Genomic DNA, 23263 nt, shown 5'->3' with positions numbered 1-23263 from the left:
CGGGGGAGCATAGCCCCTCGTACATGATACTAAAAAATAAATTGATAGCGAGTTTGGCTGGTATAAATATGATTAGCTTTGGCAATAATAGGGTTTTCACCATCTGATTCTGTATGCCCTAAACCATCAAATGGGTATTGTGGAGCCAACACTATCCCAGAAAATGGCGTATAGGTTTTGCTTTTACCTAAAACAGAGATTAAATGGTTCCCCGTATACAAATGGATAGCAGGTGAAGTACTCACCATATTCATTTGCACATCACCATTGGGAGAACCCAGTGTCGCCACAATTTGTCGCCCATCGACCACTGACTCATCAAATATAAAAGTATGGTCATATCCACCTACCGCTTGCTGCTCTTCATCTTGTAAAAAGTCATAGCCAACACGTTTCTTTTGCCTAAAGTCGAAATAAGTGTCAGTGACATCACGCCATTCTCCCGTTGGGAGCCCTTCACTATCCTGTGGCAAGAAATATACTGCCTGCATTTGGAGGTCATGCTCAAATGCAGTGCGATCCGACTGTTCTCCCGCAAGATTAAAATAGGTGTAATTAGTCAAGTTAACAGGGCAATCTTGGTTACATTGATATCGGTAGTTAATGACCACTTGGTTATCGTCAGTGAGCTCATAATGCACTTCAACTTTTAACTCCCCCGGAAAACCTTGGTCACCATCAGAAGAGACAAGGGTAAAAATCGCTTGCTGCTGATCCGGCTGAGCGATTGACCACACTCGATAACTGAAGTTATCACGCCCACCATGCAAGCAATGTGCGCCTTGATTATGTGCAAGTTGATATTTACGACCTTCAAGGTCAAAAGTGGAGTTTGCAATACGATTTGCGACTCGCCCTACCGTTGCACCAAAATAAACTCGCTGTTCCATTTGAGCGGCCATATTAGGTGAACCTAAAATGATATCGCGTTTACCACTCGTCAACGGCAATATGCAGCTCACCCAGCTGGCGCCTAAACTACTCAAAATAATTTTCATTCCCTGTTTATTTGTGAGTGCAACGACCTTCGGTGTGCGTAGAGTATGACGTTGTTGCTTGGTAAACTGCATTTTTCCCTAATATTCCTTATATTTCCACTTATCGTGTAACCAACATAATTTAACAATAATAAAACGAATTCTCGATTACGTAAAAAGAAAAAAGCTGAGCGCATAATACGTCAGCTTTTTCAAAAATGTTTAATACTTAAATAGGAATCAATGCAAACAATCTTTATCGTAAGGGTCTAAGTGGGTCATAACATCCAGTATTTGTGGATTTTTCATTAACTGTTTCCGTACGTTCACTGCAATATCATGCCCTTCTAGAATTGTCATTTGGCCATCTAATTCTAAGTGGACATCTACAAGGAAAAAGTCGCCAGATTTGCGTGTTTTCAAATCATGGAATCCTTTAACTCCCGAAATACCTCGAAGAACATCGCTCATTTGTTCGAGCGTTTCTTCATCTGCACCTTTATCCATTAAATCTTGCATAGACTGATAAGTGAATTTGAATCCCATACGGAAAACGAATGTCCCCACAATTAAAGCGGCAATGGGGTCAAGAATACGGATACCACATAAACTCCCAATAATCCCGATAGCGACCACTAATGAAGAAGCAGCATCAGAACGTGCATGCCAAGCATTCGCCACTAACATACTCGAATTCACTTTATTTGCCACATGCAGCATGTAGCGGAATAAGCCTTCTTTCGCAACCAGAGCCGTTAATGCAGCAACTAATGCAATCGTATGAACTTCTGGGATTAAATCTGGGTTAATCATTTTTTCGACCGCAGACCAGCCCATACCGACACCAACGATCAACAAAATAATCCCTAAAATAAGGGAAGCCCCGTTTTCATAACGAAAATGGCCATATGGGTGGTCAGCATCAGGTTTTTTATGACTTTTTTTATTCGCAATAAGGACAACAAAGTCTGCAATTAAATCCGAAAGTGTATGAATACCATCAGCAATTAAGCCTGATGAGTGGGAAAATATACCGACAATAATTTGCCAAATAGACAACAGCGTATTCACCGCCACACTGATCAATGTACTTTTTTTTGCGGCTTTAAATTTCTCTTGTTGTAGTTCGAATTCATTTTTCCCGGAAGTTGGGATTTCATGTTTATGCATAGTTTATTTTCTTAATGAAAAGCAAAACAATTATCATTTAAATATAGTGTATTTTCAACAACTTAATTAAGCATGGCGATATTCTCATATTATTTGTTAAATGTCCCATAATAAATTGTAAATAATTAATTACATTGATTGAGAATGGTTATTCTTTATTTTTCTATCTTTAATCAGATAAAAGCCACAAATAGAAGGTATTCATGACTAGCCTAGTCTCTATTATAGATAGAGTGTAGATTTATCTTTATTAGATAGCCATGCTCCTATGAATCCAATATCACAAAATTATAAGTGTAATATGACTTATAAAATGATAGGTATATAATCAAATTAAAATAACAAATGAAGAGGTGGCTATGTATAAGAAAATATTGGTTCCTATTGATCTGTTAGAAGATGATTTAAATTCAAGCATCATCAAACATGTGGAATATTTGGCAACATTGGGTAAGCCTGAGATTCACTTTTTCTCGGTGATCCCGAGTGTAGAACTATTTTTTGGTATTGAAGTCGCTATTTTACCTGAAAGCCATAAAAATTCGGCTGAGCGTGCAACACTCGCGATGCGGGCATTAGAAGAAGTGATCAAAGATACTAAAATTCCAAGTTCTCAAATTACATGTCAAGTAAGCATTGGTTCAGCAAAAGACGAAATTTTAGACTATGCTAAAACCATTAATGCAGACCTGATTGTCATCGGTTCTCATCATCCAAGCACATCCACCTATTTATTAGGTTCGACAGCATCCGCCATTGTTCGTCATGCACAAACATCAGTGTTTGTCGTTCGTTAATCTAAAGCTTACAAAATAAAAAATGCCGCATCATAGAAAACTGACGCGGCATTTCAATGCATTATTTCTTAGTAGAGTTCATTAATTTATCGTCTGTCGACCAAATACGATATTTCACTTCCATATCTTTTGGCGCATAAACAACAATTGGGAGTTTGCTGTTATAACGAACAAATGCTTCATCACCTAACTGAGTGGTAATAAACCGATCTTTTGCAGGCTCACTACACGCCATCATTGTTGAGGCAGGCCCTTTGACTTCCTCTAATTTGTAGTAGTTATATCCCCAACCCTCTAAGGTTTTTTCTTCTAAGTCACCCATAAACCATTGGCGGTTACAGTCCGCTTTGATGGTTTTACCGATAACCAGCTCAACCATGTAATCATATTCATTTTGCTGAGTATCAAGTTGGATTACATGACGAGTCATACCAGATTCTGCTTTTGGATACGGAGCGATCTTTCCTAAATCTTCAGTCGCCATTGCACAAGAAGACACTGCCACCGCAGCCATTACAGACAAAATCGCTTTTTTCATCATAAAATTCCTATTGGTAAAAAAATAACAACATTAAAAACTAGGGTTTAATACATAGTAGGTCAATTCAACCACTTTAATCACTATAGATGATTCTTAATTACAAAAATATAGATAACTCATTAATCCTTTAGTGATAATACTTAATATTAGTATAAGGATCATAAAATTAATAAAAATTATGTAAATCCGCCCCTTCGATATGTACATAAAACAATCAATGGTTATACTGATAGTGAGGCTTAATTCATTCTGAGGAGGTAGTATGTTATCTGCTGATCAAGATTTAGTTTCACAATTAATCTCCACACATCCCCGCTTTCAATCTCTCTATGAGAAGCATCACCAGTTAGATAAAGAAATTAGCAAGCTTGAAGGACCTTCCGGTGCTGGCTATAACGAACAGGTTGCCAAACTTAAAAAAGAAAAACTGCATCTAAAAGATGAAATGCAGAGAATAATACAAACCAGTCGATAAGCTGCCTTGCCTTTAAGCTATAGCTAATCTTACTTTATCAAGTACATTGGAGTCTTAGCTTCAGTACGTCTGGCTCCAATAAGCTAGCTACAACACAATTGGCTATAATCCAGTGTTAATGGCATAAGAAATTTCTCTTATGCCATTTTTGCTATTAATGAGGGGAAAAAATGCTTTTATATTGATTTAAGCGCCTATAAATAGTTACCTTAAAGATATATATTTAATATATCTTTAATTAAGGGGAAGCGATGATGGTGGGTAAAAGAATATCTCGGGAAATCGTAACGATAGAGAAAATGATAAAAATCTATGAAAAGACACACCCTGCTCCTGAAGACAATCCTGAACATTACCAAACTCTTTTTTCTTATGCGATTAAACGCCTAAAAAAATGCCGTTATGGTGAAGAAAAACCAGCTTGTAAACAGTGTCCTATACACTGCTACCAACCGAAACAACGAGAGCAAATGAAAGTGATTATGCGTTGGGCCGGCCCCAAAATGCTCTATTGCCATCCCATCTTAGCAATTCGTCATCTCATTGATGATAAAAAACCAGTCCCTGAATTACCTCCAAGGCAACGCGCAACATCTAATAGAGGTAAATAACTCTAAGTGCAAAATATTTTACCAAGCCAATAGAAGAAGTGTGATCCTGTAGAAACTAAATCCCCCCATGTAAATGTTAAATATATTTAACCACTACTGATTCGTCTAAATCTTCGGTTTATTTTTACTATCCTATTGGTTTTTTATCACTTTTTAAAACATCACGAATCCGATATTCAGTTTATGACAAATAAAGTCTATTTACTTAAACACATCATCAATATTCCCCTCTCTAAAAATGACGTTCTTATAAAAATTAGTAACCAATAAAAATTAATAACCAAAAACCATATTTATAAAAAAGCCAAAATCAATAACTCAAACCTATACATGTTAAAAATGAGATTTAAATCTCAATATTTGACTTAAATTGAGTTTTTCAATGAAAATATTGAATCATAATAAGTTAAATTATTAATTGATAATGAGACTAACGATAAAAATCATTAGAAAAATTTATTATTAATACTTTTAACGAATGTATCCCAAATAATTTACATCGCTATTATTTATGATAAAACACAAATAATGACTACTTACCTTTAAAAGTCAAAAAAACATCAAAAAAGCGTAAAAAAACATAAAATATTTAAATCCATAAAATTGTATAAAGTTAGAATTTAAAACTATAGTTACCAGTAACCATCAGAACAAACGAATAGAACACTAAATGAGTCACTCGGAATAACCGATGAATATATACGAATGAATCGTAAAAACTATATTTCGAAACATTTATTAATACTTTAATTTACGATATGACATATAAAAGAACAGCTCATATAATTTTAATCATCAAAGTTATAGTGATTTTTTATATCAATAGAAGTTAAAAAATTGACATTTAATTTCAACTATTACTTAAAGAGCTAATTTTAATAAAGGTGCTACCATGAACAGCAAATTAAGTCATCAGGTGATAAAAAAAGTTCGCATAGATAAAAATAACCCACATGCGATACTCGATTTAACCTCTAAAGGTCTTATCATCATAGAAAAAGGGGCGATTTTATTAGAAACCCCTGCGGCAAATCAAAGCCTGCATGAAGGTGATATTCTCTATCACAAACAGGGATCGTACTCGTTTAAAACGGAGAGTAATGCATTAGACGGTGAATTCTTATGGGTCTCATTGGATGATAAGTTTTTACGCGAGTACTTATCTCACTATGGTTCTCAATTAAGTGAGATCGAGCGCACTGAAAGCGCTGTAAAAGACATCATTAAATTTACAACAAACCCATTAATTAATGAGTTAAAAAATAGTTTAGAGTCATTTATTCAAACTCAGTACCCGGAAATGATTCTTAACTTAAGGATTAATGAGCTACTTTTGTTATTATCCTACAGTGAGCAAGGTGCAACCCTATTGTCCAATTTACGACAACTCAGTAATCGCCAAGCTGAGCGTTTGCAGACCTTCATGGAAAATAATTATTTAAAAGAGTGGAAATTAAATGAGTTTGCCAGAACGTTTGGCATGGGCTTAACAACATTCAAAGAGCTATTTCATACTGTTTATGCGACATCGCCACGTTCTTGGATCAGTGAGAAGCGCATCATGTATGCACATCAATTATTGATAAATACGTCGATGAGTATCGTGGAAGTTTCTATGGAAGCAGGCTTTTCAAGTCAGTCTTACTTTACTCAAAGCTATCATAGGCGCTTTGGTTATACCCCCAGTAGGTCGCGTAAAGCAGCCTAGTAGCTTCCTCACGTTATATGCCCTGTCAGTATAGGATTGATGTCTTAGCTACACTGACAGAAAGGCAACCCCGCATACCGTTGGAAATAAAAAAAGAGCCTACTATTTAAGTAAGCCCTTCTTTCTATTTAGAACCTTTAGTCATCAGTTCGCTTGAATCACTTTCAAATCAATAATTGACATCGAATTTGGCGGTACTTCACCGGGAATACCTTCTGGACCATAACCACCTTCAGGCTCAATATAAATTTTGACCATTCCACCTACACCCACTTTTTCTACGAACGAGTTCATTGGTGGTGGAAGTTGATCATAAGGTAACACCATTGGATTTTTCTCTGTATGCATAACGGTCACCTTACCATCGGTGAGTTGTTCACGCATAATCAATGTGATTTTCTTATCTTTCACATTTGTAATTGGCGTACCTTTTTGTAAAACCTTATAGTAAGTATAGTTATCTAACTTACTGTATTTCTGCTGTTTTATATCCTGCAGGATCTTCTGATTCCGCTTTTCATTCTCTTTAGCAATAGTCGCATTATCCGCAGATGGGATTTGGATAATGGTCGGTGTCTTGCCTGTAGGTGTTTTTTTACTCGCTCTTAATGCATCATTCTCTTCACGTAACTGAGTCACGCGCTGATTGAGATCCCTAATTTGTGTTTTCAATCCCTCATCCGTTGAAAATGCTTTCAAGGATGCCAGCTCATCTTTTGCTTTCTTTAAACTATCTTGAACACTAGCAAGCTCCAGCTTAGACTTGTTATCCGCTGCTGTTTTTTCATCGAGTTGTTTCTTAAGTTGAAGCAATTCCTGATCTTTTTTCGAGAGATTCTCGGCATTAAATTTTTCAGCATCTAACTTCAACGCATTCAATTGTTTGTTCGCATCTAGTAGCTTTTGCTCGATCTCTGCTTGCTGTTTGTTACGATTGGCAAGGTCACTTTCAAGCTTAGCAATCAATGCTTCTTTTTCTTTGGTTTGCGACATCAACTGAACATTTTGAGACTCTAGCTGCTGTTTATCAGACAGTTGCGCTTTTAACGAATCTTGGATGCTTTTATTCTCTAAATCTAACTTTGTTAAAGCTTCTTCTCGGCCTTTGAGTAAGTTAATTTGCTTATGTAATTCCGCCGTTAATTCTTTGACTTGTAGGTCAGTATCTTTGCCTGCAAGTTCAGTCTGTTTTTCTAATTCAGCACGCAGTTTTTGCACTTCAGTATTTGCTTGCGCTAACTGTTTTTTCGCATCCGCATAACTTTGTTCATTCGATGCTAGCTGTGCTTGTAGCTGTGTGTACTGATTTTGGCTATCAGCCAGTTGCTTAGCAATTTTTTCATGAGCATTTTGCTGAGTCGCCTGCTGTTTCTTCGCTTCTGCTAACTCAACATCCAGTGCATTTTTTTGTACTAACTTGGCAGTTTGCTCAACTAATGTCGCTTGAGCTTTGTCGTTCTGCTGTGATTTTTCAGCGAGTTGAGTCAAGAGCTTCTGATTTTGCTCCGACAAAGCTTTAACTTGTTTGTCGCTAGCTTGAGCCATCAACACAGCTTTACTTTCCAGCTCTTGCTTCACGTTTTGCAAGTCTATATTAGCCTTAGCTAGCTGCTGCTTAGAGGTAGCTAATTCAGCTTCTACCGCAGATTTTTGTTTTACTTTATCTGTCAGTTGCTGATTCTGTTGTTCAAGCTGCTTAAACGCATCTTGCTGTTGCTTCAGTGCGGATTGGACATCACTTTTTTGCGCTTGAGCCAGCTTTAGCTCATCTTCACGCTGTTTCAGCAAGGCTTCTTGCTTAACTAAGTTGGCATTCACCGATTTCAACTGCTCATCCGTATTGCCGGATGACTGCAATTGTTGTTTTGCGTCAGATTGCAGTTTGGCAATCTCAGTGGTTAATTGCTCGATACGCTGATGAGCATCCGTGACTTGCTTGTCTTTGTCGGCCAACTGCTGCTTCATTTGCTCAGCCAGTTGCTGATTCTGTTGCTCAAGCTGCTTAACCGCATCTTGCTGTTGCTTCAGTGCGGATTGGACATCACTTTTTTGCGCTTGAGCCAGCTTTAGCTCATCCTCACGCTGTTTCAGCAAGGCTTCTTGCTTAACTAAGTTGGCATTCACCGATTTCAACTGCTCATCCGTATTGCCGGATGACTGCAATTGTTGTTTTGCGTCAGATTGCAGTTTGGCAATCTCAGTGGTTAATTGCTCGATACGCTGATGAGCATCCGTGACTTGCTTGTCTTTGTCAGCAAGTTGTTTTTTCGCATTTGTCGCTTCAATCACACCATCACCCAGCTGTTTTTCCAACTGCTTGATAGTGTCTAATGACTGATTATTCTGTTTGGTAAGGTTATCCAGATTAGCTTGCTTTTCAGCAATCACTTTCTGCGATTTGGTTAATTCATTGTTCAGCCCATCGATAACAGCTTTATTATCAACAGATTTTACAACATTTTGTAATTGCTCAATTTGTAACTTACTTGCTGCAATGTCGTCACTGAGTTTAGCTATCGTCGTTTGCTTTTCAGTAATGATGCGATTTAATTCAGCAATGTCTTTATTGTAATTAGTTAGCTTAGTGACTAATTGACCATCCGTTAACAGCCTATTGTACGAAATCAGCTCACCAACACCTTGGGCAACACCAAAGCGATACAGATTTTTTAATTGCTGCTGCTCAATGAGTTTTGCTAACTGAGCCAAATTGACTGAGTTATCAGTCCCTGCTTTCTTCGTGAAATTCGAAGAATATAAGCCAAGCGGATCAATAATGACTTGGTATTTGGCAAAATCCTTCGCCAAATACTTAGGATTCCATTGATTACCTTGTAGCAAATAGGAAGATGCAGGCTGGTAAGATTGAGACTCAGAAGGCAACGAACAGACGTCGATAGCAGGTTTTATTTCTGTGCCTGCTACTTGAGCTGGTTCTGTTACTTGAACTGGAGTTTTAGGCTCAACAGGCGTTGATACCGATGCTTTTGTACTTTGAGATTGAGATGACGTCACCGTATTCGATGATCGCTGAGCCACCTTTTTTTCTTTTGTGCTCTTTGCTTTACCCGTCGTAACTTGACGGTTTTCTTTCGGCACAGGAACTGGCGAAAGAGAGGATAAGACATCATAACCTTGGGCTTGTGATTTAACACTCAGTGGTACTTCGACAGGTCGTGGCTTTGGTTTTTGACCTTCATTTTCAGATTGAAGGTAAGTATCAAAGTCATCGATGACATTATTAAAACGCTCCGCGTAGGAAGCTGTTGAAAAACATGTCGAAAAAAGTGCCAAAGAGACACAAAGCCTTAGGTTAAGTCTCATAATCCATTAATTTTCTGCAAAGTTGATTCCGTTGATAGCACTGCGTTGTAACGCACCTTAGCACAAAGAACTTTTGTTTTAGATTCTATAGCCATTTGCAATAGCTCAATAGTATCTGGGCTAGCAGTTGCTTCGATTTGTTTGTAAAGCTGATTAATTTCACTCACTTCTTTAAATGATCCTACCAGGCGATTATAACTTTCTGGTGATAGCGTTTTCAGAGAACTGAGTTCTTTAATACAAGTATTTAGTGGCGCAACACCTTGCTGTTCAACAGCATTTGGTGAACGATCTAAAGCATTATTTAAAACATTCTGGGATTCAGGGTAAGAATCATCAGCCTTACTATTTTGCTGTGAATTATTCGTTGCCGCTGTGGTTGCTTGAGAATCAGCTAATGCCGTCTTTTGCGCATTTGGACCAGTGACACAGCCAGAAAGTAAAGCTGTGCTTACCGCAAGCAAAGACGCGACATAAAATTTATTTTTTAAAAACATATATTTACCTTACCAGTACTTTTCTTCGCTATTATTATGATGTCCTAGAAACCTAGTGTAAGCTAAAAACTCGCTATTTTCTATATAGCCGAATAGAGAAATAGAGACTTCTCATAAATCTTATGCATTTTTATTTTGTGCCAATTTAGTTTTACAATCACGGGATTGTTATTTCAGTATATGAATACTCATATCTCTTTAAATAAGATATCGCATACTTGTGTTTATTGGTGACTCTTGCACATTAATTAACATCAAAAACACATTTTATTAGTAATAAATCAAAGTAACCTTTGCTTACTCATCCTATCTTTCAGGTTTTTCTAAACTTAGTCTAATTAATCAACTTAGAATCATGGTATTACAAACAAGTACATTTACTCACTCAAAAATTGAAAATACTCACATTTTGGAATATCCCAATGAAATGATAAAAGCTACTCCGATGATAAAGATAAGTATTGAGTAAAATAAAATTCTACACTTATTAAAGTAGTCAATGAATAGCAGTTATCTTAAAAAGATATTGAGCTTAAATTAACGCATAACGTGATGTAACGCAGATTTTTATTTTTATACTGGAAAGATACAACAAATTAATTGTGGGCTTGAATGAGAGAATTAAATAAAAATATCATGATTAATTGATAATATTCATGCCCAGTTATTAACTGGGCATGAAAAGCAAAGATTAAGCTTTGCTAGGACGTAATGCAGGGAATAGAATTACATCACGAATAGTATGGCTATTGGTAAATAGCATGACCATGCGGTCAATACCAATACCTAAACCTGCTGTTGGTGGTAAACCGTGCTCTAATGCAGTTACGTAATCTTCGTCGTAGAACATCGCTTCGTCGTCACCTTCGTCTTTCTGACGAACTTGCTCAGCAAAACGCTCTGCTTGGTCTTCTGCGTCATTTAACTCAGAGAAACCGTTACCGATTTCACGACCACCAATGAAGAATTCGAAGCGGTCTGTAATGAATGGGTTGTCATCATTACGGCGTGCTAAAGGAGAAACTTCAGCTGGATATTCAGTGATAAAGGTCGGCTGAATTAAGTGGCTTTCAGCAACTTCTTCAAAGATTTCACACTGAACACGACCTAAGCCCCAGCTCTTCTCAATCTTGATACCGATAGACTGAGCAATCGCAACCGCTTTATCCATATCATCCAGATCAGCAACGTTAGTTTCTGGACGGTATTTACAGATAGCTTCTTTCATGGTCATTTTGGTAAATGGCTTACCAAAATCGAACTCTTGCTCACCGTATTTAACAACGGTATTGCCTAATACTTTCTGCGTTAAGATACGGAACAAGTCTTCAGTCAGCACAATTAGGTCACGGTAATCGGCATACGCCATATACAGTTCCATCATCGTGAATTCTGGGTTATGGCGTGGAGATAAACCTTCGTTACGGAAGTTACGGTTGATTTCGAATACACGCTCAAAACCACCTACAACTAAGCGCTTCAGATACAGTTCTGGCGCAATACGCAGATACATATCGATATCTAACGCATTATGATGCGTAACAAATGGACGCGCAGAAGCACCACCAGGGATAACTTGCATCATTGGGGTTTCTACTTCCATGAATCCATGCTCAACCATGAAGTTACGAACTTCAGCTAAGATCTTAGAACGGATGATGAAAGTGTTACGAGACTCGTCGTTAGCAATCAGGTCAAGGTAACGTTGACGATAACGTGTCTCTTGGTCTGATAAACCGTGGAATTTGTCTGGTAATGGACGCAGAGCTTTAGTCAACAAACGAACTTCATGACAGTGAACAGTCAATTCGCCTGTTTTAGTTTTAAATAAACGACCTTTAGCGCCTAAAATGTCACCTAAGTCCCATTTTTTAAACTGCTCGTTGTAGATGCCTTCTGGCAGATCATCACGTGAAACGTAAATCTGAATACGGCCACCAACATCTTGCAATGTTGCAAATGACGCTTTACCCATGATACGACGAGTCATCATACGACCCGCGATAGTCACTTCAATGTTCAGGTCTTCCAGCTCTTCAGCTGATTTTTCACCAAATTCAGCGTGAAGCTTGTCGGAGACATTTTCACGACGAAAATCATTTGGGAATGGAATACCCTGTTCGCGCAACGCAACCAGTTTTTCTTTACGGGCTTTGAGTTCGTTATTTAAATCGGGAGCTTGTTCTGCACCCTGTTGCTCTTGAGACATTTTTTCCTCACAGGCCAGCTTTTAAACTAGCTTCAATGAATTTATCCAAATCACCATCCAGCACGGCTTGCGTGTTACGCGTTTCCACACCAGTACGTAAGTCTTTAATGCGTGCATCATCAAGGACGTAAGAACGAATTTGGCTTCCCCAGCCAATGTCCGATTTATTCTCTTCCATCGCTTGCTTATCTGCGTTCTTCTTCTGCATTTCCAGTTCGTATAATTTCGCTTTTAACTGGCGCATGGCTTGATCTTTGTTTTTATGCTGTGAACGGTCGTTCTGGCACTGAGTCACAATGTTGGTCGGTATATGGGTGATACGTACCGCAGACTCAGTTTTGTTAACGTGCTGACCACCGGCACCCGAGGCACGGTATACGTCGATACGTAAATCAGCAGGGTTAATTTCGATATCAATATCATCATCAACTTCAGGATAGATAAACGCTGAACTAAATGAGGTATGACGACGACCACCGGAGTCAAATGGGCTTTTACGCACTAAACGGTGAACACCTGTTTCTGTTCTTAACCAGCCATAGGCATAATCACCGATGATTTTAATTGTTGCAGATTTTAAACCCGCCACATCACCATCTGACTCTTCAATAATTTCTGTTTTGAAGCCTTTTGACTCAGCCCAACGCAGATACATACGCATAAGCATACTCGCCCAATCTTGCGCTTCTGTACCGCCAGAACCTGCTTGTAAGTCGATGTAGCAGTCAGCACTGTCATATTCACCGGAGAACATACGGCGGAATTCAAGTTGTTCTAACTTGCCTTGCAGTACGTCTAACTCAGCGCCCGCTTCGTTGAATGTTTCTTCGTCATCAGCTTCTACCGCTAATTCCAATAAACCTTCTACGTCTTCAATACCTTGAGTTAGTTGGTCAATTGTCTCAACAATCGCCTCAAGGGAAGAGCGTTCTTTGCCAAGTGCTTGAGCACGTTCTGGTTCATTCCAGACATCCGGTTGCTCAAGTTCTGCATTCACTTCTTCTAAGCGTTCTTTCTTGGCATCATAGTCAAAGATACCCCCTCAGAACCGTTGTCCGTTCAGACAGGTCCTGAATTTTGCTTTTTACTGGGTTTATTTCAAACGTCATTTTCACTATCTTATAGTTGATCAATAAAGATAAATATTTTCATTCACGAACCGTTTAGTATAACGGAATTCCTGTCAGGTTTATAGGGCATCAATCCTCTATTTCTGAACGAACTTTTACCGTGGTTTTAATCTGGCCAAATATGTTCAATCATCAATTGCACATTTTTATTACCACGGAACTCGTTCACATCTAACTTAAACGCAATTTTCGCTTTTTTGACGCTATTATCTGGCCATCTGCGGACATCAATATTGAACATAATGCCATCCAACATCGGACCGCCATTGACGGGTTCTAACATCAATTTTAAATGTTTCTCGCCCACCAGTTTTTGTTGCAATAACTGGAAGTGCCCATCAAATACAGGTTCAGGAAAAGATTGCCCCCACGGGCCGCTTTCGCGAAGTAATTCAGCCGTCTCTAATGACAACTGATTACGCAATAATTCGCCATCACTCCAAATAACACCCGATAATTGCTCAGGTTGAATAAGCTCTCCCATCAGCGTTTCGAAATGGTATTTGAATGCGTCAAATTTGCTTTCTTCGAGCGACAGACCCGCAGCCATAGCGTGCCCACCAAACTTTTGCATTAAACCCGGTTGCAACGTATTTAATCGCTCTAATGCATCGCGCATATGCACGCCTTGCACAGAACGACCTGAACCTTTTAATAACCCATCTCCGGCTGGCGCGAACGCAATAACGGGACGGTGAAACTGCTCTTTAATTCGTGAAGCCAAGATCCCAACCACCCCTTGATGCCATTCGGGATGATATAGCGCTAAACCATTCGGTAACTGATTTTCGCTGTATTCTATTTTGTTAAATAGCACCAATGCTTCTTGCTGCATACCCGCTTCAATTTCACGACGAGTTTGGTTTAAACCATCCAACTCATTGGCTAGCTGGCGTGCATGCGCCATATCATCCGTCAGTAGTAATTCAATACTGACAGACATATCATCCAGCCGACCTGCCGCGTTAAGTCTAGGCCCCAGAGCAAAGCCAAAATCATTCGCGACTAGACGAGAGGCATCTCGTTTGGACACCTCAATTAATGCTTTTATCCCCGCGCAGCAGCGCCCAGCTCTCACTCTGTTCAACCCTTGGTGCACCAGAATTCGGTTGTTCGTATCTAATGGCACCACGTCTGCTACGGTACCCAGCGCAACTAAATCAAGGTATTCCGCTAAATTAGGCTCGCTAATCCCTTGTTTTTCAAACCACTGCTGCTGGCGTAAATGGGCTCTTAACGCTGACATTAAATAAAACGTTACCCCAACACCGGCCAGTGATTTCGAGGCAAATTGGCAATCATTAAGATTCGGGTTGATGATAGCATCCGCCGTCGGTAGCGTTTCTCCCGGTAAATGGTGATCGGTAATAATCACCTTCATCCCATACTCGTGAGCAGTAACCACGCCATCATGAGAAGAAATACCGTTATCCACCGTAATAATCAGGTCAGTTCCCTGCTTATAGGCTTCATCCACCACTAATGGCGTTAAACCATAGCCGTTTTCAAAACGGTTCGGGACGATATAGTTTAAATTCCTATACCCCATCGCTTTAAGCGCACGTATAGCTAATGCGGTGCTCGTTGCACCATCAGCATCAAAATCCCCAACGATAGTGATTTTTTGGTGCTCCACTAGCGCCAAATAGAGCAGCGTTAGTGCATTTTCAACCCCTGATAGCGAACGATAATCAAGCAAATTAGACGCTTTACGCTCCAATTGGGCGAGAGAGGTTATCCCTCTAGAGGCATAAATACGCTGTAAAAGTTCAGGAACATTAGGTAATGCCGCAGCATCACCCGTTAATTCTCGTTGACGTAAAAAAGTTTCGACATTCACAATGATGATTATTTCTGTTCAAGTATTTGGAGTAATTCGTCAGGTTTTAAAAAGCCAGGGAGTACTTGTCCGCTTGGTAAAACAATGGCTGGTGTTCCCGTAACTTTAAATAATTGACCTAATTTCAAATGATTACCTAAATCAATTTTACAGTCATCAATCATGGCAACTTCGTCACCTTTGAACGCTTTAGTCAACGCATCTTTTGGTAACGCATTACACCAGATTGATGCCATCTGTTTTGCCGTGTCGCTCTTCATCCCTTGACGCGGGAAGGCTAAATAGCGCACAGTCACCCCTTTACTGTTTAGCTCCCCCACTGTTTCGTGCAATTTCTTACAGTAACCACAGCTAATATCAGTAAAGACAGTTATCGCATATTTTTCATTAGGTGCTTTGAAGATGATCATCTCGTTTTTCAACGCTTCCATCTTCTTCAATAAAGGCTGGTTGCTGATGTTCACCGGAACTTTTCCGCTGAGATCATAAATTGGACCTTGCAACAGGTATTTACCGTCATCCGTCACATAAATTACGCCGTTATCCGTTTCCACCGTATTTAATCCCACAATTGGGGAGGGCTTAATGGATTCCACTTGCATATTATAATGTGCCAGTTTTTCGATAATCAGTTTTTCTTCCGTTGCGCCATAAACCGATGCCGTTAATGAGGCGATGCAGGCGGCTAAAACAAGTAGTTTGCGTTTCATATTTATCCTTTTCACCCATCACCCTCTTGGATGATGCTGCTCATGTAAAGCACGTAGCCGCTCAGTAGCGACATGTGTGTAAATTTGGGTTGTGGATAGGTCACTGTGACCTAACAACATTTGTACAACGCGCAAGTCCGCGCCGTGATTCAATAAATGGGTTGCAAATGCATGCCTTAATACGTGAGGAGATAACGCATCCCCATCAATATTAGCAAGAACGGCATAATATTTTATTCGGTGCCAAAATGTCTGGCGGGTCATCTTCGTACCACGTTTGCTTGGAAATAAAACATCGCTAGTTTTCCCATTCAGTAAATCTGGGCGCCCCTGCGCGATATATTTTTCCAACCAGTAAATCGCCTCTTCTCCCAGAGGGATCAAACGCTCTTTATCACCTTTACCAACGACCCGAACGACACCTTGACGCAAGCTGATATCCGAAAATGTTAGTCCTATCAGCTCAGAGACTCGTAAGCCACAGGCATACAGTACTTCCAACATAGCTTTGTCTCGTAACTCAAGCGAGTCTTCAGTCGCAGGTGCATTCAACAAATCTTCAACTTGTTGTTCACTGAGATCTTTGGGTAATCGCTGCGGAATTTTTGGTGCTGCGATTACCGCAGAAGGATCATCCGCTCTTATCTTTTCGCGGTAAAAATATTGAAATAACCGGCGAATCGAACTTAATAAACGCGCAGAACTTGCGGCTTTGTATCCGCCATCAATGCGTTCTGCGAGAAAAGATTGCAAATCAATCGACTGAACACTTTCCAAATGCAATTGCTGTGCATCCAGCCATCTATCTAACGATTGCAGATCATTACGATAAGATGCCAAGGTGTTTTCAGCAAGATCTTGCTCCAACCAAATTGTATCAAGAAACTGTTCAATTAAAGGATTTAGTTGTTTACGTTCCACGCCAGATCCTATGCCTCTTTATTATTACAGTGCAATCTATTATGCCTGATTGTAGCACCATCTGTTACAATACGTCCCTCGTGATAAAAACCAGCGCTGGATATAGTAATAATATATATGAAAATAGGTCTTTTTTACGGTTCAAGTACCTGCTATACCGAAATGGTCGCAGAAAAAATACGTGACATTCTTGGTGATGATTTCATTACCCTCCATAACGTCAACGATACACCGCCAGAATTAATGGAACAGTACGATGTTCTTATTTTGGGGATCCCTACGTGGGATTTTGGTGAAATTCAGGAAGATTGGCTAGAAATTTGGGAAGCGCTTCCCAAACTTAACCTTGCGGATAAAATGGTCGCAATGTATGGCATGGGTGACCAAGTTGACTATAGCGAATGGTTTTTAGATGCACTCGGCATGCTCTATCACCAGCTTAAACCGACTGGCGCACAGTTTATTGGCTTTTGGCCGACTGAAGGCTATGAGTTTGAAAGCCCGAAACCGCTCACTGAAGATGGTACGATGTTTGTGGGTCTTGCATTAGATGATGTGAACCAGTTTGAACAAACTGATGAGCGAGTCGCACAATGGTGCGAGCAGATCCTACAAGAAATTGAAGCTGCTCTTTAAACACCAAGTACAACTCACTGCAATATCAAATATCAGGATATTGCAGTAGTAATTGATTGAGATTGCGCCAGTTCTCTTCGGAAACGGAATCCTTTGCAATCCACAAGCGGAGCTTCTGAGGCTTACCTTGCAACGCATTAAGCGTTAATAAAATACCAAAGCGGCTACACCATGGTGCTTTGATAATTTCCCACTCATTCTTTTTCCATTGCAGCTTGTTGCCATTCACCAATACAGCCACACCTTTGACTTTACTGATATTTTTTTGGCTTTTTGCCCAACTTGCTACCAACACAACTAACAATGGCAGCCAAATCATTGAATTACCTGGGGCCCATGGTGCAACCAGCAAAATAATGCCCGTTACCCCATGAAGACAGGTGGAAAAAAGCTGAGTTTTCCATGAAATGGAAAGATTAGATTTCCACAGGACCACGATTTTTATTTCTTTCTTGAATGAGTTTAATCATAGAGAACAGTTCTTCGTCCTCCGGACGCCCGTGATTCATCAACCAATTGAACAAATCTGGGTCTGGACACTCGAGCAGGCGCACAAAAACACGTTTGTCGTGATCTGTTAGCTCGTCATATTCATATTCAAAAAATGGCATGATAGAAATATCAAGCTCACGCATGCCTCTTCTGCACGCCCAATGAATTCGCGCCTTGTTATTGATATCGATTTGACTTTGCCCGCTAGGCATTCCATTATCCATTTCACTACGACCTTTTGTTGCAGTTGACTGATAAGATTGATTATTTTAAATACTCTATCAGATAATCTGTCAATAAAACATGTCACACTCTACATAGTTCACATTTTAGGTTGTAAAATACCGTTTTTCTACAAACTATTTACCCTCTTATGCTGAATAATAAGATAACGGAACTTTAATGCGGGTTTAGGCTTGCAATGTGACCTAGCTATTTTACCATTAAGCACCATTATCAGATAAAGAACAACAGGTGAAATCATGACTTCCCATGTAGACAACACACAACAGTTTCCCCTCGATTCTCAGTCTTTGCCCCTTGTTTTGATTTCACTGGAAAACTGGGAACTTATTCATCTCCACGGCGCCGATGCAGAAAAATATCTGCAAGGGCAAGTCACCGCCGATATCAGCACACTTGAACATGCGCACACATTAACCGCCCATTGCGATCCCAAAGGGAAAATGTGGAGTGACCTACGCTTATTCCATCACTTAGACGGTTTTTCTTATATTGAAAGACGCAGTGTTGCCGATGCCCAGCTCGCTGAATTAAAAAAATACGCGGTTTTCTCTAAAGTCACTTTTGAAAAGAAACCGGAACTGAAATTACTTGGCGTTGCAGGACAAGGGGCGCGAGAAGCACTTTCGTCCGTGTTCGCCACACTACCGGATACCCAAAACCAAGTTGTTGCCGATGGCAACAGCACCCTTCTGCATTTTGATCTTCCCGCAGAGCGTTTTTTAATTATTACGGATGAAGCGACTGCACAAAATCTCGCAGAGACCTTAAATGCAACACAGGTTTCTGACCAACAATGGTTAGCATTAGACATTGCCGCAGGCTTTGCCGTTATCGACCAAGAAAATAGTGCCCAACATCTGCCACAAGCGGCAAATTTACAAGCTATTCCTCACGGTATTAGCTTTAAAAAAGGCTGCTATACCGGCCAAGAAATGGTCGCACGCGCCAAGTTCCGTGGTGCCAATAAACGCGCTATGTACTGGCTAACGGGCACAGGTTCCTCACTTCCTACTATTGGTGATGGTGTTGAGTGGCAACTGGGTGAAAATTGGCGCCGTACTGGAACAGTGCTTGCTGCTGTGCGTTTAGGGAATGGAGAACTTAGCATCCAAATCATCATGAATAACGATATGGAAGCCGATAGTCTGTTTCGCGTTATGGGTGACGAACAAAACCGCCTGACCATTGCACCACTACCTTATTCATTAGAAGAAGATAAATAACTGGGGTTTTTATGTCATCTGCAACAAGTAATAAGCCACTCGACGTTTTGAATTTTGGGGCTTTTACTGAAGTCGTCCAATTTTTGATGGAGCTCGATAAACTGAAAAGCGTTTATCGCAAGAATAAGTTATTAAACCGCGAAAGACACGAAAACACCGCCGAACATAGCTGGCAGTTTGCTGTTGCTGCGATGGCTTTTGCTCCTTATGTACCGGGTGTTAACCTCGAACGTGCCATTAAACTTGCGCTCGTTCATGATATCGTCGAAATCGATGCGGGTGACGTTTTAGTGTTTGATAATGCCGCTCGTGAAGCTATTCATGATGAAGAAGTCAAAGCAGCTAACCGCCTGTTTAACTTACTGCCTAGTCCTCAAAATGCTGAGTTCTTAGCATTATGGAATGAATATGATGCTGTTGAAACCTTGGAATCGAAATATGCCAATGCCATTGACAGAGCGATGCCAATGTTATTGAACTTGCATAATCAAGGTCAAAGCTGGGTTGAAAATCATATTCGCCATGAGCAGGTCGTCAGTAAGTGTGACTATATTCAGGAGATCCTGCCCGAATTTTGGTTGCAGCTTAAGCAGCAATTAGAGCAAGCCCACCAAAAAGGCTGGCTGCTATAGTTAAAAAATAAAACAAAAAACGCCAGATAAATATCTGGCGTTTTCATATTAAAAAGCTAGAAAATTAATTACATATACTCATCGATAGGCACGCAAGAACAATGTAAATGGCGGTCGCCATAAACATCATCAAGGCGTTTTACCGCAGGCCAATACTTGTTCACTCGCGTTGCATGAGATGGGAATACCGCCAATTCACGGCTATAACCATGTTCCCACTCTTCTGCTAATTCGGTTTGAACGTGTGGCGCATTCACTAACGGGTTATCTTCCAGCGTCCATTTACCTTGAACCACTTGATCAATCTCATCGCGGATAGCCAGCATGGCATCGATAAAGCGGTCGATTTCCACAATACTTTCTGACTCAGTAGGTTCGATCATCAACGTGCCCGCCACTGGGAATGACATCGTTGGCGCATGGAAACCATAGTCAATCAGGCGCTTAGCAATATCCAGCTCGCTGATACCCGTATCTTTTTTGATTGGACGTAGATCCACGATACATTCGTGAGCCACATAACCTTCTTGTCCGGTATACAGGATCTCATAGCGACCCGCTAAGCGCTTAGCAATATAGTTCGCATTCAAGATTGCCACTTGGCTAGCTTTTCTCAGCCCGTGAGAGCCCATCATGCGGATATACATCCAGCTAATTGGCAGTATCGAAGCACTACCAAATGGCGCTGCAGAAACTGCACCTTGCTCGGTCAGCATCTCTTGAGTAACGACAGAGTGACCCGGTACAAACGGTGCTAAATGTTTTTTCACGCCGATAGGTCCCATACCTGGGCCGCCACCGCCATGCGGAATACAGAAGGTTTTATGTAAGTTCAAGTGAGACACATCCGCACCGATAAAGCCCGGTGTTGTCAATCCCACTTGGGCATTCATATTCGCGCCATCTAAGTAAACTTGCCCGCCATATTGGTGGATAATTTCACACACTTCGCGAATGCTCTCTTCATAAACACCGTGAGTTGACGGATAAGTCACCATCACGCAAGAGAGTGCAGCACTGTGCTCCTGCGCTTTTTCTCGTAGGTCAACAAGGTCAATGTTACCTTCATCATCACAACGTACTACCACGACTTCCATACCCGCCATGTGAGCAGATGCAGGGTTAGTTCCGTGAGCTGAGGCTGGGATCAAACAGATATTACGAGCGCCTTCATTGCGACTTTCATGGTAACGACGGATAGCTAATAGCCCCGCATATTCCCCTTGAGCCCCTGAGTTAGGCTGCATACAGACAGCATCATATCCCGTCAATTGAACTAACCAGTGGGAAAGCTGCTCAATCATTTGGTGATAGCCTTGCGCCTGCTCCGGTGGACAGAACGGGTGTAATTCGCCAAATTCAGGCCACGTAATTGGCAACATTTCAGCAGCAGCATTCAGTTTCATGGTGCAAGAACCTAATGGGATCATCGCTTGGTTCAGCGCTAAATCCTTACGCTCTAAGCTGTGCATATAGCGCATCATTTCCGTTTCGCTATGATAACGATGGAAATTAGGATGAGATAAAATCACGTCATCACGCAACATGGCGGCTGGAATTGCACTTTCACTTTCTGAAACTTGCTTATCTAATTTTTCGAAATCCAGTTTTTGGTCAATACCCGTGATCACAAAGAACAATTCGTTCAGGTCTTGGCGTGTGGTGATTTCACTGAACGTGACGCCCACTGCACCGTGAATATCTGTGCGCAAGTTTATTTGCGCTTTTTCGGCACGCACTAAAACAGCCGCTTTGTCTGCCACTTCGATAGCCAGAGTATCGAACCACGTTTTATGGCGTAGAGCGATGCCTGACTCTGTAAGCGCTTTCGCAAAAATCGAGCTAAAGCGATGAATGCGCTGAGCAATCATTTTCAAGCCTTCAGGTCCATGATACACCGCGTACATCGCAGCAATATTGGCCAGTAAAACTTGGGAGGTACAAATGTTGGAGTTCGCTTTTTCACGGCGGATATGCTGTTCACGGGTTTGCATCGCCATACGTAGCGCAGTATGACCCGCCGCATCACGAGAAACCCCGATAATGCGTCCCGGCATCGCACGTTTGAACTCATCTTTACAGGCAAAGAACGCAGCATGAGGACCACCGTACCCCATTGGAACACCAAAACGCTGCGCCGAACCGAAAACGATATCAGCCCCTTGCTTTGCAGGTGCTGTTAATAGCACTAATGCCATCATATCGGCAGCCACACAGCTAACAATGTTCTTCGCTTTTAGTTTGGCAAATAGCTCGCTGTAATCGTGGATATTCCCCGTGGTGCCCACCTGTTGCAGTAATGCACCGAATACACCTTCGTGTTCCAGTACTTTCTCTGCGCTGTCCACAATCACTTCAAAACCAAATGTACCCGCACGAGTCCGCACAACATCAAGAGTTTGAGGATGGACATCATCCGCAACAAAAAAGCGCTCTGCATTTTTCAATTTACTGATGCGTTTGGCCATGGCCATCGCTTCCGCAGCGGCTGTTGCTTCATCCAATAACGACGCTGAAGCTAAATCTAAGCCGGTTAAATCAATCGTTAATTGCTGGAAGTTCAGCAGTGACTCAAGACGACCTTGGGAAACTTCGGGCTGGTAAGGAGTATAAGCTGTATACCAACCTGGGTTTTCGAGCAAATTACGTAAGATAACAGGAGGAAGGATCACTGGGGCATAGCCCATGCCGATGTAACTTTTATAACGTTTATTCAGGGAGGCAATCCCTTTTAATTCTGCGAGGGCTTCTTGCTCGGTAGCACCACCGCCGACTCTTGGTGGCTCAGGCAGTAAAATGGCTTTCGGGACAATTTTGTCCATTAAATTATCGAGGGAAGTCGCGCCAACAGTACCTAACATGGTTTTTATTTGTTGTTCTGATGACCCTATATGGCGCGAGATGAATTCTGAACGGTTTTCTAGTTGACTCAGTGACATCGACATATCTGTGTTCCCATCCTTTTTGCTATGCGTAGCGTAGGTTATAAGACTCTAGCGATGATAAACCTATTGATAAACTGTGAGGTCAGTGGACGAGATCACACTCACCTTGATGAAAAATACGCTCTATTTTTTTGGAACTTCGCACTGTAGCGAGCCATTTCGCTACAGCACAAAGTTGG

At 40.8% G+C, this 23263-nt stretch carries 20 protein-coding genes; 7 read left to right on the top strand and 13 right to left on the bottom strand.

Annotated features, from left to right (window positions below; all coding sequences use genetic code 11):
- Positions 1–29 precede the first annotated feature (29 nt).
- Both PR799_RS06030 and PR799_RS06025 read right to left on the bottom strand, forming a co-directional pair.
- Positions 30–1070, bottom strand: coding sequence for a galactose-1-epimerase (locus PR799_RS06030; protein ID WP_272521471.1), 1041 nt, complete (start codon positions 1068–1070; stop codon positions 30–32).
- Between the two features lie 147 nt (positions 1071–1217).
- Positions 1218–2147 carry a cation diffusion facilitator family transporter gene (locus PR799_RS06025; RefSeq protein ID WP_154602571.1) on the bottom strand — a complete coding sequence of 310 codons (930 nt, stop codon included), beginning with the start codon at positions 2145–2147 and terminating at the stop codon, positions 1218–1220.
- A 359-nt stretch (positions 2148–2506) separates the two neighbouring features.
- Here PR799_RS06025 and PR799_RS06020 point away from each other — a divergent pair, with 359 nt between their 5' ends.
- Positions 2507–2944 (top strand): universal stress protein, encoded by a 438-nt coding sequence (locus PR799_RS06020; RefSeq protein WP_154627377.1) that lies wholly within the window; start codon positions 2507–2509, stop codon positions 2942–2944.
- Between the two features lie 61 nt (positions 2945–3005).
- On the opposite strand, the gene eco is transcribed toward PR799_RS06020, so the two are convergent.
- Positions 3006–3482: a serine protease inhibitor ecotin gene (gene eco, locus PR799_RS06015; protein ID WP_154627421.1), complete on the bottom strand. Its 477-nt coding sequence runs from the start codon at positions 3480–3482 to the stop codon at positions 3006–3008.
- A gap of 265 nt (positions 3483–3747) precedes the next feature.
- Here eco and PR799_RS06010 point away from each other — a divergent pair, with 265 nt between their 5' ends.
- The 3 genes from PR799_RS06010 to PR799_RS06000 all read left to right on the top strand — a co-directional run bounded on the left by PR799_RS06010 (position 3748) and on the right by PR799_RS06000 (position 6279).
- Complete coding sequence (locus PR799_RS06010) at positions 3748–3960, top strand: DUF465 domain-containing protein (RefSeq protein WP_272521470.1); 213 nt, start codon at positions 3748–3750, stop codon at positions 3958–3960.
- Between the two features lie 254 nt (positions 3961–4214).
- On the top strand, positions 4215–4571 hold the full coding sequence (locus PR799_RS06005) for a nitrous oxide-stimulated promoter family protein (RefSeq protein WP_272521501.1): 357 nt from the start codon (positions 4215–4217) through the stop codon (positions 4569–4571).
- 892 nt (positions 4572–5463) lie between these two features.
- Complete coding sequence (locus PR799_RS06000; RefSeq protein WP_154627376.1) at positions 5464–6279, top strand: helix-turn-helix transcriptional regulator; 816 nt, start codon at positions 5464–5466, stop codon at positions 6277–6279.
- A gap of 144 nt (positions 6280–6423) precedes the next feature.
- Here the strand turns inward: PR799_RS06000 and PR799_RS05995 are convergent, their stop codons facing one another.
- From PR799_RS05995 to xerD, 7 genes are all read right to left on the bottom strand, one after another.
- Positions 6424–9573, bottom strand: coding sequence for an FKBP-type peptidyl-prolyl cis-trans isomerase (locus PR799_RS05995; RefSeq protein ID WP_272521469.1), 3150 nt, complete (start codon positions 9571–9573; stop codon positions 6424–6426).
- Between the two features lie 26 nt (positions 9574–9599).
- Entirely contained in the window at positions 9600–10100 is a 501-nt protein-coding gene (locus tag PR799_RS05990) for a hypothetical protein (RefSeq protein ID WP_154627375.1), read from the bottom strand.
- A 691-nt stretch (positions 10101–10791) separates the two neighbouring features.
- Positions 10792–12309: a lysine--tRNA ligase gene (gene lysS, locus PR799_RS05985; RefSeq protein ID WP_036951129.1), complete on the bottom strand. Its 1518-nt coding sequence runs from the start codon at positions 12307–12309 to the stop codon at positions 10792–10794.
- A gap of 7 nt (positions 12310–12316) precedes the next feature.
- Positions 12317–13418, bottom strand: a protein-coding gene (gene prfB / locus PR799_RS05980; RefSeq protein WP_154627374.1) for a peptide chain release factor 2 whose coding sequence is annotated in 2 segments (ribosomal slippage) — positions 12317–13339 and positions 13341–13418 — 1101 coding nt in all. Because the reading frame shifts where the segments join, the coding sequence is not laid out codon by codon here.
- 127 nt (positions 13419–13545) lie between these two features.
- Complete coding sequence (gene recJ, locus PR799_RS05975; protein ID WP_272521468.1) at positions 13546–15279, bottom strand: single-stranded-DNA-specific exonuclease RecJ; 1734 nt, start codon at positions 15277–15279, stop codon at positions 13546–13548.
- Positions 15280–15287: 8 nt separating this feature from the next.
- A complete protein-coding gene (dsbC, locus tag PR799_RS05970; protein WP_154627373.1) occupies positions 15288–15989 on the bottom strand; it encodes a bifunctional protein-disulfide isomerase/oxidoreductase DsbC in 702 nt (233 codons plus the stop codon).
- A gap of 18 nt (positions 15990–16007) precedes the next feature.
- Positions 16008–16910 carry a site-specific tyrosine recombinase XerD gene (xerD, locus tag PR799_RS05965; protein ID WP_272521467.1) on the bottom strand — a complete coding sequence of 301 codons (903 nt, stop codon included), beginning with the start codon at positions 16908–16910 and terminating at the stop codon, positions 16008–16010.
- A 117-nt stretch (positions 16911–17027) separates the two neighbouring features.
- On the opposite strand from xerD, the gene fldB reads away from it, so the two are divergent.
- Positions 17028–17546 (top strand): flavodoxin FldB, encoded by a 519-nt coding sequence (gene fldB, locus PR799_RS05960; RefSeq protein ID WP_154627372.1) that lies wholly within the window; start codon positions 17028–17030, stop codon positions 17544–17546.
- Positions 17547–17571: 25 nt separating this feature from the next.
- On the opposite strand, the gene PR799_RS05955 is transcribed toward fldB, so the two are convergent.
- Together PR799_RS05955 and sdhE are read right to left on the bottom strand one after the other, a co-directional pair.
- Positions 17572–17982 (bottom strand): protein YgfX, encoded by a 411-nt coding sequence (locus tag PR799_RS05955; RefSeq protein ID WP_132495768.1) that lies wholly within the window; start codon positions 17980–17982, stop codon positions 17572–17574.
- On the bottom strand, positions 17963–18229 hold the full coding sequence (gene sdhE / locus PR799_RS05950; RefSeq protein ID WP_036951240.1) for an FAD assembly factor SdhE: 267 nt from the start codon (positions 18227–18229) through the stop codon (positions 17963–17965). Before sdhE ends, PR799_RS05955 begins: the two co-directional genes overlap by 20 nt.
- 291 nt (positions 18230–18520) lie before the next feature.
- On the opposite strand from sdhE, the gene ygfZ reads away from it, so the two are divergent.
- Both ygfZ and PR799_RS05940 read left to right on the top strand, forming a co-directional pair.
- The gene (gene ygfZ / locus PR799_RS05945) at positions 18521–19507 is read left to right on the top strand and encodes a tRNA-modifying protein YgfZ (protein WP_272521466.1); all 987 of its coding nucleotides are present in this window, start codon (positions 18521–18523) and stop codon (positions 19505–19507) included.
- Between the two features lie 11 nt (positions 19508–19518).
- Positions 19519–20139 carry an HD domain-containing protein gene (locus PR799_RS05940; protein WP_272521465.1) on the top strand — a complete coding sequence of 207 codons (621 nt, stop codon included), beginning with the start codon at positions 19519–19521 and terminating at the stop codon, positions 20137–20139.
- 68 nt (positions 20140–20207) lie between these two features.
- On the opposite strand, the gene gcvP is transcribed toward PR799_RS05940, so the two are convergent.
- On the bottom strand, positions 20208–23084 hold the full coding sequence (gcvP, locus tag PR799_RS05935) for an aminomethyl-transferring glycine dehydrogenase (RefSeq protein ID WP_154627369.1): 2877 nt from the start codon (positions 23082–23084) through the stop codon (positions 20208–20210).
- Between the last annotated feature and the right edge of the window lie 179 nt (positions 23085–23263).

Origin of the sequence: Providencia sp. PROV202, assembly GCF_028479565.1 — a bacterium.
GTDB classification, from domain to species: domain Bacteria; phylum Pseudomonadota; class Gammaproteobacteria; order Enterobacterales; family Enterobacteriaceae; genus Providencia; species Providencia zhijiangensis.
Note: the sequence above shows the minus strand (reverse complement) of the source record. Positions and strands in the feature narration are given on the sequence as shown.